Below are 14,789 nucleotides of genomic sequence, written 5' to 3' on the forward strand. Positions count from 1 at the left end.
ATGGCCACGAAGCTCCCATCGACGGATGTCGTGGTGGTCGGACTCGGCTGGGCCGGCTCGATCATCGCCAATGAACTGACCGATCAGGGTCTCAATGTCATCGCCTTCGAACGTGGGCCATGGCGCGATACGGCTCGCGACTTCAACATCGCATCAGCGCCCGACGAATTGCGGTACAACCAGCGTCAGGAGTTGATGCTGCAGACGGCGCAGAATGCGGTCACCGCGCGTAACAATCCTTCCCAAACAGCCTTGCCGATGCGCAGTTGGGGGTCGTTTCACCCCGGCAACGGCACGGGCGGCGCGGGCAATCACTGGGCCGGCATTACCTTCCGCTTCCAGCCAGAGGACTTCCGGCTGCGCTCGCACCTCACCGAGAAATACGGCGCGAGCGCCATTCCGGAAGAGCTCGCACTGCAGGACTGGGGCACCGACTGGGCGGAGATGGAGCCGCACTACACGGCTTTCGACAGGATCGCCGGGCTCTCGGGCAAGGCGGGTAATCTGAAAGGTCAGATCCAGGACGGCGGCAATCCGTTCGAGGGGCCGCGCTCGGAAGAATACCCGACGCGCCCGCTGCGGCAGCCTTACGGCCCGACGCTGTTCGCCGAGGCCGCGCGGAATCTCGGCTACAAACCTTTCCCCGTTCCGTCTGCGCTGATTTCGGAACCCTATACCAATTCGCTCGGGGTCACGATGGGGCCGTGCACCTTCTGCGGCTTCTGCACCAACTACGGCTGCGCCAACTATTCCAAGGCCAGCGCGATCACCACGGTTCTGCCTGCTTTGGTGCGCAAATCGAACTTCCGGGTGCAAACGAATTCCGAGGTTCTGCGTGTCACGCTCGATCCTTCGGGTAAACGTGCGACGGGCATCGTCTATATCGACACCTCAGGCAAGGAATGGGAGCAACCGGCCGATCTCGTCATCGTCACGGCTTTCACCTTCGAGAACGTGCGACTGATGCTGCTGTCGGGCGTTGGTGTGCCTTATGATCCTGCGACTAATGTGGGGACGACGGGGCGCAACTACGCTTATCAGACCGCCAACAGCGTGCAGCTTTTCTTCGACGACAAGAATTTCAATCCCTTCATCGGCGCCGGCGCGCTCGGTATGGGGATCGACGAGTTCAACAACGACAATTTCGACCATTCCGGTCTCGGCTTCTTCGGTGGCGGCAGCATCAGGGTGACGCCGATCGGCGCGGCGCCGATTGGCTACCGGCCGACGCCGCCGGGGACGCCGGCATGGGGCTCAGAATGGAAGCGCCAGACGGTCAAGAACTATCTCAGCGCCATGTCGATCGGCTGCGAGGCGTCGAGCTACACGACGCGCACCAACTATCTCTCGCTCGATCCGACTTATACGGACCGCCTTGGCCGCCCGTTGTTGCGCATCACCTTCGACTTCTCGCAGAATGATCTGAAGATGTCGCAGTACTGTACTGGCAAGGTCGCCGAGATCGCACGGGCGATGAATCCGCGTGAGATCGTAGCCAAGCCGATGACCGGCCATTGGAATACCGGACCCTACCAGTCCTCGCATGTGGTTGGCGGCTTCGTCATGGGAGCGGATCCGAAGACCAGTGCGGTCAACAAATATCTGCAAAGCTGGGATGTGCCGAACCTCTTCGTCGTCGGCGCCTCGGCCTTCCCGCAGAACCCCGGCTATAACCCGACCGGGACCGTGGGCGCGCTCGCCTTCAAGGCGGCGGACGCGATCCGCAGGCTCTATCTCAAGAATCCCGGCCCGTTGGTGAGTGCATGAGGACGTACCTTTCCAGCCGTCTCGGCGGAGTTGCAGCCGCAATCCTTCTGGTCTCGGGCATGTCGGCCAGTGCCCAGGACACCGGCGATGCCTCGTTCTCCCTGGTTGAGCGCGGCCGCTATCTCGCGACATTGGGAGATTGCGGCGCGTGTCATACCGCACCAGGCCTGCCGGCCTTTGCAGGCGGCGTCGTTCTCAAGACGCCGTTCGGCAATCTGGTCGCACCCAACATTACGCCAGACCCAGAGACCGGTATCGGCACGATGACACTGGGTGATTTCCAGCGGGTGATGTCGGAAGGGATCGGCAAGGGCGGTTACCATCTCTACGGTGCCATGCCCTTCACCACCTTCACCAAGGTGACGAAGGAGGATAACGCCGCGATCTGGGCCTATCTGCAGACCATCGAGCCCGCGAAGAACAAGGTCGAGCCGAATCAACTGCCGTTTCCATTCAATATCCGCGCCAGTTTGATCGGTTGGAACCTGATCAATTTTTCCGCGGGCGCGTTCAAGCCCGATCCGAAGAAATCGCCGGAGTGGAACAGGGGCGCCTATATTGTCGAGGGGCTCGGCCATTGCGGCACCTGCCACACGCCCAAGAACCTGATCGGCGGCGATAAGAACAACCAGTTCCTCGAGGGCGCGACGCTCCAGGGCTGGTTTGCGCCCAACATCACCGCCGATCCGCAGAAGGGCATCGGAGCCTGGAGCACTGACGATATCGTTGCTTATCTCAAAACCGGCGCGAACCGCTTCGACATCGCGTCGGGGCCGATGGCGGAAATGGTCGAGAAATCCTCCCAGCACTGGACCGATGCCGATCTGAAGGCGGTCGCGCTCTATCTCAAGGAGGGGCGCAACGGAGAGGCCAGGGTACCGCAGCCGATTCCGGCGGCGGACAAGCGCATGGTGGCGGGACAGGCGATTTTCGCCGATCGCTGTATGGGCTGCCATCTGTCGAGCGGGGCCGGAGTGCCGAAGCTGTTTCCGCGCCTCGCACAGACACCGCTCGTCAACGGGGATGATCCGACCTCGCTCATTCGCGTTGTGCTGGCAGGAAATAGGGCGGGTGCTACCGAGACCGCCCCGACAGCTCCGGCCATGCCGTCCTTTGCCTGGAATCTTGGCGATCAAGAGATCGCTGCTGTTCTGACTTATGTGCGCAACAGTTGGGGTAATGCTGCCCTGGCCGTCGAGACGAAGGACGTCGCGGCTTTGCGGAAGACTCTAGCCCCCTAGTATGGGGCCGGCAGCTGTATGAGCGTGCACGACGGACGGAAGGTAGCTTGTGGTCAGCTACCCACGCCATTCACCCCCCTGCAGACTGCGGGCAATGTTGTCCTCGACGAACCATGACAGTTCAGCTGGGGTCATCGCGGGAGCTTTCACAGCGTACACCAATATCGGCAGTCCCCTGATCTCGACACGACTGATTACAGGTTCATCTATGGTGCGCGGGAGATTGATACGGATTCTAGATATCGCATCCTTTACGTCGTTGACGGCACGGTCCGCATTTACCTCCAAGCGAAATTCGATGGTAGTGACCGAAGATCCTTCAGTGATTGTGGATGTGACGTGTTTGACGCCGCGGACGCCAGCAATCGAATCTTCCACCCACTTAGTCACCTGAGTTTGCAGTTCAGATGGTGCGGTGCCTGACTGGGTGATTGTCACCGATACGATCGGTAGATCAACGTTCGGCATACGCGTGACAGCTAGTCCTCGAAAGCTCGCGAGACCTAGCACCATCAACACGAGGAAGAGGACGAGTGGCGCGATCGGTTTGCGAATCGCCCAAGCGGAAATGTTCAGGCGCATCGGCGCACCCCTGTGCTAGCGGAAAGAAGACAAGAATGAAGGCCTCTAGGGTGCGATAACTTCGTCCGCCGTTCTTAGCCCGTTCGCTGCCGGATCAAGAGGTCTCTGACATTTGTTCTGCAGCGCTCCCGTTTGCAATCGACCCCGCTAGGATCGTTGTGCAGATGATATCTCGAACACTGTTAGTTCGGTCAACGCGCCCGACTACGCTTTCGGTGTCATGGCGATCTCGGCGCTGTCGTTGAGCATATCGGCGCGGCGCGACACGCCGGCGACGACACGCTCGCGGAAACCGGGCCCGTCAATGGTGTAGCTGACGACGTGCCCACGAAGCCCCTGCCTGATCCTTAGTATCGCGGCGCGCCCAACGCATATTGAACGGTGTCGTGCACCGGACCCGCACGTTTGTCGGCGCCGACGCGGCTTCAGCGCCGCTCGCCAACAAGAGCAAATTCGCTGTCATCACGTGTTGCTCGAAGCGCACGACACGTCATGCTGTACTGCGCCTCCCGGAATACGCAGCGCGAGGCCAAAAGCCTGGTTTACGTTGACCGGAAAAAGGCCCCACAAGCAAAAGCTTGCGGGGCGAGTCAGGGAGGACCCCCCATCGGGAATATCGCATACTAAGCCGGTATGCGAGCGGATTAGGACGACCGATCGAGTCGGCCGCTGCTTTCGTCGCAATCAACTTTTGAATTGATAGGTCTCGTCGGCTCCAGGAAAACTGCGATTTCGAACCGCCTCGGCGTAAGATGCGATTGCCTTGTCGGCAGCGAGGCCAAGATGATCGAAGCGGCGGGCAAAACGCGGCGCACGCTCGGTTAGCCCAAGCATATCCTCTAGAACTAAAACTTGGCCGTCGCATTCAGCAGATGCGCCAATCCCAATAGTGGGTACCACTAGTCTACGAGTGATCTGCGCCGCCAGAGGTTCGACCGTTCCCTCTAAAACAACAGCGAACGCGCCAGCCTCGGCAACGCCGACCGCGTCTGCTTCGATGCGAGACCAGTCGTCGCGATCGCGCCCCTGAACCTTGAAGCCACCGAGCGTCATAACTGACTGGGGGGTGAGGCCGACATGGGCCATGACGGGAATTCCACGCTTAGTAAGGAACGCAATCGTTTCGGCCATCGCGCAACCTCCCTCTAGCTTGACGGCGGAGCAACTCGTCTCGCTCATTACCCGGGCGGCATTGTCAAACGCCACCTGAGGACTTCTCTCATATGAGCCGAACGGCATATCCACGACTACCAAGGCATGGTGCGCAGCGCGCATTACGCTCCTTCCATGCAGAACCATCAAATCCAGACCTGCGCCAAGTGTCGAAGTCAATCCGTGCTCGACCATAGCCAAGCTGTCGCCAACCAAAATGATATCGACGTGCGGATCGACCAAACGTGCAGTCAAGGCACTATACGCAGTCAACGCCACGATCGGTTTCGCTCCCTTGCGAGCTCGAATGTGCGGAACGGTTATCCGATCGGATGATTGGTGGAAACTCATTGCAGACCCATGACACAAATTTCCATTGCACCCGTTTTGTATGCGGGAGCGAGGCTGACCATGTGGGAAAAGTCCGCAGGTCAGCGCGTGCGACTATACAAATGTGATCATTTGCTCGGATGGGCAGACGGAAACCTTGCCTCTCGTTTTTCCCGTGCTGCGGCAACACCTTCCTTCGCGTCGTCACCAAGGAAACACAGCATCTCCAGCGCTAGGGATGCATCGAACGCTGGTTGCGCCATGCGCATCCAGTTGTTCAGGGAGCGCTTCGTATATCGGATGGCAGGCTGGCTTCCATTCGCCAGTTTGTTGGCCGTCGCCATTGCTTTGTCGAGCAGTTGCGTGCGGGGCACGCAAAGGCTGACGAGGCCGATCCGCTCGGCTTCCTTGCCATCGACGAAGTCGGCGGTCATCAGATAATATTTCGCTTTGGCCATTCCGCAGAGAAGTGGCCACAAGATGACGGCGTGATCGCCGGCCGAGACGCCGATCTTCACATGTCCGTCGGTGATCTTCGCTTCTTCGGCCATGATGGAAATGTCGGCCATCAGCGCCACAGCAAGGCCGGCGCCCACGGCGACGCCATTGATCGCCGAGATGATGGGCTTTTCGCAGGCAAGCATATTGAAGACGACATCGCCGGCTTCTTTCAGAGTGTCGGCAACCTTGTCGGCATTGCCGACCGTTTCGCTGATCCAGGACAGATCGCCGCCAGCGGAAAACGCGCGATCTCCCGCTCCGGTCACCACGATCACCCGCACTGCCGGATCATGGTTCACTACGTCCCAAATTTTAGTCAGCTCCCAATGCATACGCCCGTTGGTCGCATTCATTGCGTCAGGCCGATTCAGTGTCAACAGCAACACGCCATTCGGCTTGTGATCAAATTTTAGGAACTGAAAATCGCTATAATCCATGAACGGATCCTTCCTTCGGTTGTTTGTCGATCGTCTCTACCTGCGTCGCCCCGCAAGCGGTGGGTCGGATGGTCAGCGCGTGATCAGATCCCGTCCAATGACCTGACGCTGAATCTGATTGGTGCCTTCCCATATCTGAGTGACCTTGGCCTCGCGCATTAGTCGCTCCACCCGGTACTCGCGGGTGTAGCCATGGCCGCCGAACAACTGCACGGCTTCGGTCGTCATCCGCATCGCGAGATCGCTCGCTTTCACTTTCACCATGGAGGCCTCTACGCTGATGTCCTTGACGCCGTCATCGACAAGGCGTCCCACATGGTCCATGAGCAAACGCACCGAAAGCAGTTCGGTCGCAAGATCGGCCATAAGAAACGCATTGGCCTGATGCTGGGCGACGGCGCGTCCGCCCTGCACGCGCTCATTTGCATATTTGATCATGTCGTCGAAAGCAGCAGACGCAATGCCGAGCGCCTGCGCAGCCACGCTCGGGCGCGACTTGTTCAGCGTCGATAGCATCACCTTCATGCCGTCACCGGGGGCACCCAGCAGATTTCCGCGCGGCACCCGACATCCCGAAAATGCCAGCGTTGCCGTGGATGACGCATGGGTGCCCATCTTTTTCTCCAGGCGCAGCGTCTCGAAACCCGGCGTGCCTTTCTCCACCAGCACGGCGCTCACGGCTTTAGGCGAATCCTCGATCTCACTCCATTTGCCGAAAAGCAAAACTACATCGGCGACGTCGCCCGTCGTGATGAAAATCTTCTGGCCGTCGATCACGATATCGTCCCCGTCCGGCTTGAATTTCGTCCTGATGTTTCCTGCGTCGGAGCCTGCATGCGGTTCGGTTATGGCCAGAGCGCCCAGAATGCCCTCGGCAAAGCGCGGTAGGAACCGTCGCTTCTGCTCGTCGTCGCCGAATTCGATAATCGGCTTGGCAGCTGCCGCACATGTCCCAAAGATGATGCCCGTGGCAGCACAGGCGGCCGAAATGATGCGGACAGTTTCCAGGTAGCAGCGATAGCTGATCGGCGAACCGCTATACTGTTCGGGAACATAAATTCCAGCGAGGCCGAGTTCCCGCAGATCCGTGATATTTTCCCACGGAAACGCGCTGCGCTCGTCATATCCGGCCGCTCGTACCGCGAATGCGTCGGCAGCGATGCGCGCTACCTGATCGAGAACGAGCGCTTCTTCAGGTGACCAGTTGCGCGACCGTTCGAAGTGCTCGAATGACTTCATGGTAAATCCAAATCTCGATACGACGTGATGGCTAGAGCTATTCGCCTTTGAAGGCGGTCTTTTGCTTTTTGAGGAACGCAGTAACGCCCGTTTCGAAATCGCGTGTCTCGTTGCATGCAAGGAAGCTGTTGCGCTCCGCCAAGAGCTGATCATGGAGCGTTCGCTCCTGCGACGTCCGCATCAGTTTCTTGATTTTGCCGAAGGCGAAGGTCGGCCCCTCTGCTAGCCGGCGAGCGAGCAGAGTGACCTCGGTCTCTAGGTCACCAGCGGCCACCACGCGATTGACGAGGCCGAGACGAAGTGCCTCGTTAGCCCGAATATTTTCAGAGAGTATCGCGATCTCCATCGCCTTTCGCACGCCTACGACGCGCGGCAGCGACCAGGAGGATGAACCGTCGGGGCTGGCGCCGAGCTTGGCATAGGCCAGATTGAAAACGGTATCGTCGGCAGCAACAGCGAGATCGGCGGCGAGGGCAATGCTCATGCCGGCCCCGGCAAGGGCCCCATGTACGCAGGCGATGACGGGGCGCGGCAGCTCGGTCAAGATCTCAATGGCAAGGTGCAGCTTGTCGATCAGGCTGCCGATGCGCTGCGTGCGCGTCCGCAGATCGCCAGCGAATTCCGCGACATCTCCACCCGCCATAAATGCGCGCCCATTGCCGGAGACGACCACGGCTCGATTGTTCGGGTCGGCGGCGACAGTCTTGCATATGTCGAGCAGTCCATCGGCCATCTCGGTATTCAGCGCGTTCAGAACATCGGGTCGGTTAAAGGTGATACGCGCGACGGCGCCATCGTTCTGCAAAATTACCAGAGCGTCACTCACGGGCGCATCCTCTCAATCATCTTTTATACCAAGATATTTGCCTAGTGTCGGATTGAGGTAAACGCCGTCGCCGCCAATCTCAACCCTTGGTGCCTCAAAATGTCAATATTGCGCCGCGGAATCGATTCTTTCGCGACTCGCGCTCCTTGCGCTAGATCATTCTTGAGTCATAATATAACAATATGTTGTTATAAAATAATTCCGGAGGGGAAGCAATGAAGACATTATTAGGTGCGGTCGTCGGCACCGCATTGTTATTTGGAACACAAGCCCATTCCCAGACGTCCGTAAGGATCGGTGTCCTGAGCGATCTGAGCGGCCCTTATTCGGATCTGTCCGGTGAGGGCTCGGTCATCGGTACGCGTCTGGCGATTGAGGAGTTCAAGGCCCAGAACAAAGACATCAATGTCGAGGTGATCTCCGCGGATCATCAGAACAAGGCGGATCTTGGTGCGGCCATCGCGAGAAAATGGCTCGATCAGGAAGGCGTTGATGCGATCGTGGATATAGCCAATTCCGGCGTAGCGCTGGCGGTCAGTCAGATCGTCCGCGAGAAGAACAAGATCTTTCTGGGTAGCGGCCCCGCGACATCGGATCTTAGCGGCAAGGCCTGCTCTCCAAACACCCTGCACTGGGTCTACGACACCTATGCACTGAGCCATGGCACCGGTGGTGCCCTGGTCAAGGCAGGCGGCAAGAGCTGGTTCTTTCTCACGGCCGACTATGCGTTCGGCCATGCTCTGGAGCGCGACACCAGCTCGATCGTCCGCGCCAATGGCGGCAGGGTGGCCGGAAGCGTAAAACACCCGCTGAACAGCAGCGATTTCTCGTCTTTCCTGCTTCAAGCTCAGTCCGCGAAGACGCAGGTGATCGGGCTCGCCAATGCCGGATCGGACATGATCAATGCTGTCAAACAAGCAAGCGAATTCGGTATCACCGCCGATGGCACGAAGCTGGCCGCTCTGTTGGCCTTCATCACCGATGTGCACAGCCTCGGCTTGAGGATCGCCCATGGCCTCGTCCTGACCGAAGCCTATTATTGGGATCTCAATGAGGGTACTCGCCAATTCGCCAAGAGGTTTGCCGAAAAGGCGCCGGGCCGTGTCCCCTCACAAATCCACGCCGGCGCCTATTCCGCAACGTTGCATTATCTGAAGGCGGTTGCTGCAGTCGGGAACAAATCGACGACGCCGGTTCTGGCGGAAATGAAGAAGACGCCGACCGACGATATCGTGTTTGGAAAAGGCAGCATCCGCGAGGACGGACGCGTGCTCCACGATATGTATCTGTTCGAGGTGAAGAAACCGGAAGAATCCAAAGGGCCTTGGGATTATTACAAACTGCTGGCCGCAATCCCGGCGAGTGAGGCGTTTCGGCCGTTGGCCGAAAGCGAGTGTCCGCTGGTCAAGAAATGATGGAAACCGGCGCTCCTGACATGGCTCAGGAGCGCTTCTTTCCCTTCTTCCGCTCTTTGCGCGGCTGCTCCAGGCTGACTTCCGTGAGCGAGTTCTGTAGCTCGTTGAGGTAATGCGCGAGGGCGACGCGGTTGTCGAACTTGAAACTGCTGACGGCCTGATCGTAGAACTGGAATATCCGCTCGCGAAGTTCTTTCCAGAACGCAAAACCTTCGGGCGTGAGTTTCACCAGCCTTGCACGCTTGTCGGTCTCGACAGTTACCTTTTCGACCAGACCGTCACGCTCAAGACGCTTCAGCACGCCGTCCAGATTTTGGCGGCTGACGACAAGGAAGTCGGCCAGTGTTCCCACGGATACGCCATAGGTCGGCCGTGGATCGGACAACGCGCCGAGCACGGCCCATTGCACCGTGGTCACGCCCAATTCCTTCACCGCTTGCTTCTGCAGCGTGTTGGCTACCTGAAACAAGCGAAAGAAGATCCGGTTGTTGAGATGGTCTGCGACCCGATCTGGCGTGCCCAGTAGCGGGGCACCTGGCTCGTCGCCATGATGTGCCTCCGCTGCCGCCTTCGGGGTGTTTCTCAGCGAAGCCATCGGGCCGCCCAATCCCAGTTAATGCGAAATCTATCCCCGATTGAGCATGACTTACGCCGCGACGCAACATCAGCTAGGCCATAATTCCCTTGAAAGCAGCGCAGATGCACCGCTTAGCCGCTCATCGTCAGCCCGCCGGATACGCTGATGACCTGCCCCGTGATAAAGTTCGCATCGTCGCTGGAGAGGAAGGCTACGAGCCCTGGAATATCGTCGGGCTGGCCGAGTCGCTTCAGCGGAATGGCCCGTTTGAGGCCTTCGTAGATCTTCTGGCCGTATTCGCCTTCGCCAACAAAGGAGCGGAGCAGGGCGGTGTCGGTCGGCCCCGGGCACACCACGTTGACGCGGACGTTATCGCGCGCGCACTCTCGCGCGATCGTCTTGGAGAAGGCAATTAGGCCGCCCTTGCAGGCCGAATAAACGGACTCGCCAGATGAGCCGACCCGGCCGGCATCGGACGCCACATTGACGACCTTGCCGCCGCCCGCAGCGATCAGATGCGGCAGTACCGCCTTGTGCAGGTTGAGGGGTCCTTTGAGATTGATAGCGATGATCTTGTCCCAGAGATCCGGCTCGGTTTTCAGAAACGGTGCCGCTATGTCCCAACCGGCATTGTTGACGAGGATGTCGATCTTGCCGAATTTCGCTACCGCCCGATCAACCGCATCCTTGACGCCGGCATAGTCGGTGATGTCGACGGGGGTGCCGAGCAGGGTGTCGGCGGTCGCGTCGAGATCGGCAGTCAGTTCTTTCAACGCTTCGGCATTCACGTCCAATGCGATGATGCGGATACCTTCCTGAAGGAAGCGACGGCAGATCTCCTTGCCAATACCTCCGGCTGCCCCTGTAACGACGGCGACACGGTTCTCCAAACCTCTCATAGATTCACTCCGGCATTTTTCCTGATGTTGCTCACGCGCTCTGAGCCCGCTCGCGCAGTTTGAACTTCTGGACCTTTCCGGTAGACGTCCGTTCTACGGGGCCGAAAACGAATTTCTTGGGAAGCTTGAACTTCGCTAGGCGCTGTCGGCAGAAGTCGAGCATGTCCTCTGCCGTGACCTCGTGGCCGTCCTTTATTTCTACGAAGACGCATGGGGTCTCGCCCCAGCGCTCGTCTTTCATGGCTACCACGGCGGCATATGACACCGCGGGATGCTGGAAAATAACTTCCTCGATTTCGATAGATGAAATGTTCTCGCCGCCGGATATGATAATGTCTTTAGAGCGATCCTTGATCTCGATATAGCCATCTGGGTGGGTGACCGCGAGATCGCCGGTCCGATACCATCCGCCGGCAAAAGCTTCGTCGGTGGCTGCTGGATTCTTAAGGTAGCCTTTCATCCCGTTATTACCGCGGAAGAGAATCTCGCCGATGGTAACTCCGTCATGCGGCAGCGGCTCCAGCGTCGTCGGATTTGCAACGATCATGTCGTCCGTCACCACTGTCCGCACGCCTTGCCGCGCCATCAGTTTCGACCTTTCCAGAGGCGGCCGCGCATTCCATTCGCGATGCCAGTCGCAGAGCGCAGTGACGCCATGCACTTCGGTCGAACCGTAGACGTGGCGAACGACGAATCCGAGTTCTTCCGTCGCCTTGAGAATCGGCGCTGGCGGTGCGGCCCCCGCCGTCATGATCGCCACTGGTCGCTTAAGCTTGACGGAGGTTTTTTCGGCGCCTTCGATCAGCATACCGAGCACTGTCGGCGCACCACACATATGTGTCACGCCATATTTCTCGATCGAGGCGAAGATTTCAGACGGCTGGACCTTGCGCAGGCAGACATGCGTCCCGCCGATCGCGGCAACTGCCCATGCGAAACACCAGCCGTTCACGTGGAACATGGGCAATGTCCAAAGATATACTGAATCGCTATTGAGCTGATGGTGGACGATCTGGCTCAGCGTATTGAGATAGGCACCGCGGTGATGATAAAGCGCGCCCTTCGGATTTCCGGTCGTGCCTGACGTGTAATTCAACGTTATGGCGTCGAATTCATCGGCAGGCCACTGGATCGCTTCTTCCCCGTCACCGCGGTCGAGGAATGCCTCGTAGTCGCAGTCTCCAATGAGTTCTCCGGCGTCCGCATAGGGATCGTCGATATGGATCACCAATGGACGCGACTTCACCTTTGCGAGCGCGTCCTTTGCGACAGCACTCAATTGCCTGTCCACCACGAACACCTTCGTTTCCGAATGTTCGAGAACGAAGGCAATGGCTGCAGCATCTAGGCGTGTGTTCAGCGTATTCAGGATCGCTCCTGCCATAGGTACGCCGAAATGCGCCTCAAGCATCGCCGGCGTGTTAGGTGCCAAGAACGCCACGGTATCTCCTGCTTCAACGCCGCTGCGGCGTAGCGCCGAGGCGAGCCGGAGACAGCGTCGCGCATGCTCGCGCCAGCTATGCCTGACGTCCCCGTGAATAACCGCAACGCGATCCGGAAACACATCGGCGGCGCGGCGCAAGAACTGCAGTGGCGTCATCGGCCGAAAATTTGCTGGCCGCCGCTGTAGAAAGTCTGCTTTCGTATCGATTGCCATTTGGATCCCTCCAACAGGTATCGCGGTCTGCGCCGCGTTGCTCAGATTCGATTCCCAATCATCGCGCCTTCATAGATGGCGCGCTTGGCGTCAAGCTCGCCTGCAAGGCGCGCCCCGCCGATTACGTGCACGGTCTGGCCATTCGCGACGATGGCGTCGGCGATATCGCGATCGGACTCTTGGCCGGCGCAAACCACGATCGTGTCTGCTGGCAGCACTTCGTTGCGATCGGGTAGGGCGATGTGAAGCCCCTCGGCATCGATCTTTATATACTGAGCCTCGGCGATTTGCCGGACCTTCATATCCTTGAGCTCTTGCCGAACTATCCATCCTGTGCTTTTTCCGAGCGTTCGGCCAAAGGCGCCGGGTGAGCGTTTCACCATGGTGATGTGGCGCTTGGCGGGATGGATCTGCGGCCTACCTTCGATGCCCCAACGCGCAAAGAATTCCTCGCGCGTTTGCCGACGGCCTTTCGTCTCCATAGCGAGGAATAGCGCCACATCGTGGCCGATTCCGCCGCCGCCGATCACTACGACGTGGTCGCCCGCCTTCACGCTCCCGTCCAGTATTTTATTGTAGGGAACGAGGCGGAGATCGTCGCTGCCTGGAATATCCAGCAAGCGTGGGGTGACACCACTCGACACGATTACCTCATCGAAATTCTCGCGCTTGAGCGCGGCGGCATCGACCGCCGTGCCTGTCTTGATCTCCACACCCGCATCCAACAACTGCGATTCATAGTTCTTCAGTGATAGGCCGTAGTCTTCCTTGCCGGGGACCATCGCGGCGAGTGCGAACTGCCCACCGATATGTGGAGCCGCCTCAAACAGCGTAACATGATGGCCGCGTCGTCCCGCCTCGAGTGCCGCCGACATGCCTGCGACGCCGGCGCCGACCACTGCGATCCGCTTGGTGCAGGGCGAGCGCGAGTCGGAAAATTCGTGTTCACGCGCGGCGCGTGGATTGACAAGACAGGTGATCACCTGATCGGTGAAGTAATGATCGAGGCAAGCTTGGTTGCAGGCGATGCAGACATTCACTAAATCGGAGCGCCCGCGATCGATCTTATTGACGAATTCCGCATCCGCCAGAAGCGGCCGCGCCATGGACACGAGGTCTGCTGAGCCCTCAAAAATGATCTGGGCGGCATCTTCAGGCAGATTGATACGATTGCTTGCGGTCACCGGGATGTTCACGACCTGTTTGAGGCGTCGCGTCGATTCGATGAAGGCGGCGTGTGGCACAGGCCCTGCGATGGTCGGAACGGCCGCCTCGTGCCAGCCCACGCCAGTCGATAGGCAATCAGCGCCCGCCATCTCTATCTCCCTGGCAAGCCAGAGCGTCTCGTCTTGTGTGAGGCCGCCTTCCACGAGTTCGAGCGCGGAAATGCGATAGGAGATGACCCCGGTGTCAATGGCGTCACGGACTGCCCGCACAACTGAAACCGGAAAGCGCGCGCGATTCTGCAACGCGCCGCCCCATTCATCGTTACGGTGATTGGTCCGGGGCGCGAGAAACTCGCTGATGAGATAGCCCTCGGAGCCCATGATCTCGACGCCGTCATAGCCGGCTTCCCTTGCAAGGCGCGCCGTCGTTGCGTAGTCCCTAATGGTCTGCGCGATCTGATCGGAGGTCAGTTCGGCCGGAATATCGCGATTGATAGGCGATCTGATCGGCGACGGCGCGACGATAGCTGGATGATAGCCATAACGGCCGGCATGCAGTATCTGCAGCAGAATGCGACCACCTGCGCGATGTACAGGCTCCGTGATTTTCTTATGATCTGCGATTTGTTCGGGGTGCTCGAAGGTGCCTGGTTCATTCTTCATCCGTCCGGCGAAGTTCGGCGCAAACCCTCCTGTAACGATCATGCCTGCGCCTCCTTTGGCGCGCTCGGCATAGAATCGTCCGAGCTCGTCGAAACGTTCCGGATGATGTTCGAGGCCGGTGTGCATCGAGCCCATAACGATGCGGCTCTTCAGAACGACTGTGCCGACCTGGATAGGGTCCAGCAGCATCGAGCGAATATCCATGGCGGCCTCCTTCGCGATACGTCTCTTGCGGAGCGTTCGCCAACAGATATCGCCTTCGCCATGTATGTCAATATGTTTATATATAATTGATCGTCGACTCGGAGGGCGCGTCATTCGTAGCAGTATCGGGTGA

At 58.9% G+C, this 14,789-nt stretch carries 11 protein-coding genes and 1 pseudogene; 3 read left to right on the forward strand and 9 right to left on the reverse strand.

Annotation, left to right across the window (positions count from 1 at the left end; all coding sequences use genetic code 11):
* Positions 1-1,767, forward strand: a complete 1,767-nt coding sequence (locus BLW80_RS12375; RefSeq protein WP_093758111.1) for a GMC family oxidoreductase — start codon at positions 1-3, stop codon at positions 1,765-1,767.
* Positions 1,764-3,008: a c-type cytochrome gene (locus tag BLW80_RS12380; RefSeq protein ID WP_093758112.1), complete on the forward strand. Its 1,245-nt coding sequence runs from the start codon at positions 1,764-1,766 to the stop codon at positions 3,006-3,008. The genes BLW80_RS12375 and BLW80_RS12380 overlap by 4 nt, the downstream gene beginning before the upstream one ends.
* 75 nt (positions 3,009-3,083) lie before the next feature.
* Here the strand turns inward: BLW80_RS12380 and BLW80_RS12385 are convergent.
* From BLW80_RS12385 to BLW80_RS12405, 5 genes and pseudogenes are all read right to left on the reverse strand, one after another.
* Positions 3,084-3,590 (reverse strand): annotated as a pseudogene (locus BLW80_RS12385) (efflux RND transporter permease subunit); the annotation flags it as partial.
* Between the two features lie 684 nt (positions 3,591-4,274).
* Positions 4,275-5,093: a 3-methyl-2-oxobutanoate hydroxymethyltransferase gene (gene panB / locus BLW80_RS12390; protein ID WP_093758113.1), complete on the reverse strand. Its 819-nt coding sequence runs from the start codon at positions 5,091-5,093 to the stop codon at positions 4,275-4,277.
* A gap of 107 nt (positions 5,094-5,200) precedes the next feature.
* Positions 5,201-6,010 (reverse strand): enoyl-CoA hydratase/isomerase family protein, encoded by an 810-nt coding sequence (locus tag BLW80_RS12395; protein ID WP_093758114.1) that lies wholly within the window; start codon positions 6,008-6,010, stop codon positions 5,201-5,203.
* A 72-nt stretch (positions 6,011-6,082) separates the two neighbouring features.
* Positions 6,083-7,249, reverse strand: a complete 1,167-nt coding sequence (locus BLW80_RS12400; RefSeq protein ID WP_093758115.1) for an acyl-CoA dehydrogenase family protein — start codon at positions 7,247-7,249, stop codon at positions 6,083-6,085.
* A 37-nt stretch (positions 7,250-7,286) separates the two neighbouring features.
* The gene (locus tag BLW80_RS12405) at positions 7,287-8,075 is read right to left on the reverse strand and encodes an enoyl-CoA hydratase/isomerase family protein (RefSeq protein ID WP_093758116.1); all 789 of its coding nucleotides are present in this window, start codon (positions 8,073-8,075) and stop codon (positions 7,287-7,289) included.
* Positions 8,076-8,290: 215 nt separating this feature from the next.
* Here BLW80_RS12405 and BLW80_RS12410 point away from each other — a divergent pair, with 215 nt between their 5' ends.
* Entirely contained in the window at positions 8,291-9,490 is a 1,200-nt protein-coding gene (locus BLW80_RS12410; protein WP_093758117.1) for an ABC transporter substrate-binding protein, read from the forward strand.
* Between the two features lie 25 nt (positions 9,491-9,515).
* Here the strand turns inward: BLW80_RS12410 and BLW80_RS12415 are convergent, their stop codons facing one another.
* The 4 genes from BLW80_RS12415 to BLW80_RS12430 all read right to left on the reverse strand — a co-directional run bounded on the left by BLW80_RS12415 (position 9,516) and on the right by BLW80_RS12430 (position 14,770).
* On the reverse strand, positions 9,516-10,085 hold the full coding sequence (locus BLW80_RS12415) for a MarR family winged helix-turn-helix transcriptional regulator (RefSeq protein ID WP_093758118.1): 570 nt from the start codon (positions 10,083-10,085) through the stop codon (positions 9,516-9,518).
* Positions 10,086-10,198: 113 nt separating this feature from the next.
* Complete coding sequence (locus tag BLW80_RS12420) at positions 10,199-10,966, reverse strand: glucose 1-dehydrogenase (protein ID WP_093758119.1); 768 nt, start codon at positions 10,964-10,966, stop codon at positions 10,199-10,201.
* Positions 10,967-10,997: 31 nt separating this feature from the next.
* Positions 10,998-12,623, reverse strand: a complete 1,626-nt coding sequence (locus BLW80_RS12425) for an AMP-binding protein (RefSeq protein ID WP_093758120.1) — start codon at positions 12,621-12,623, stop codon at positions 10,998-11,000.
* A gap of 41 nt (positions 12,624-12,664) precedes the next feature.
* On the reverse strand, positions 12,665-14,770 hold the full coding sequence (locus tag BLW80_RS12430; RefSeq protein WP_244528125.1) for an NADPH-dependent 2,4-dienoyl-CoA reductase: 2,106 nt from the start codon (positions 14,768-14,770) through the stop codon (positions 12,665-12,667).
* Positions 14,771-14,789 lie beyond the last annotated feature (19 nt).

It is taken from the genome of Tardiphaga sp. OK245 (genome assembly GCF_900108575.1).
Classification (GTDB): Bacteria; Pseudomonadota; Alphaproteobacteria; order Rhizobiales; family Xanthobacteraceae; genus Tardiphaga; species Tardiphaga robiniae.

Bases quoted from the DNA above. Each gene is read 5' to 3' on its own strand.
- BLW80_RS12375 (WP_093758111.1), top strand. From the start codon at position 1: ATGGCCACGAAGCTCCCATCGACGGATGTCGTGGTGGTCGGACTCGGC.
- BLW80_RS12380 (WP_093758112.1), top strand. From the start codon at position 1,764: ATGAGGACGTACCTTTCCAGCCGTCTCGGCGGAGTTGCAGCCGCAATC.
- panB (WP_093758113.1), bottom strand. From the start codon at position 5,093: ATGAGTTTCCACCAATCATCCGATCGGATAACCGTTCCGCACATTCGA.
- BLW80_RS12395 (WP_093758114.1), bottom strand. From the start codon at position 6,010: ATGGATTATAGCGATTTTCAGTTCCTAAAATTTGATCACAAGCCGAAT.
- BLW80_RS12400 (WP_093758115.1), bottom strand. From the start codon at position 7,249: ATGAAGTCATTCGAGCACTTCGAACGGTCGCGCAACTGGTCACCTGAA.
- BLW80_RS12410 (WP_093758117.1), top strand. From the start codon at position 8,291: ATGAAGACATTATTAGGTGCGGTCGTCGGCACCGCATTGTTATTTGGA.
- BLW80_RS12415 (WP_093758118.1), bottom strand. From the start codon at position 10,085: ATGGCTTCGCTGAGAAACACCCCGAAGGCGGCAGCGGAGGCACATCAT.
- BLW80_RS12420 (WP_093758119.1), bottom strand. From the start codon at position 10,966: ATGAGAGGTTTGGAGAACCGTGTCGCCGTCGTTACAGGGGCAGCCGGA.
- BLW80_RS12425 (WP_093758120.1), bottom strand. From the start codon at position 12,623: ATGGCAATCGATACGAAAGCAGACTTTCTACAGCGGCGGCCAGCAAAT.
- BLW80_RS12430 (WP_244528125.1), bottom strand. From the start codon at position 14,770: ATGACGCGCCCTCCGAGTCGACGATCAATTATATATAAACATATTGAC.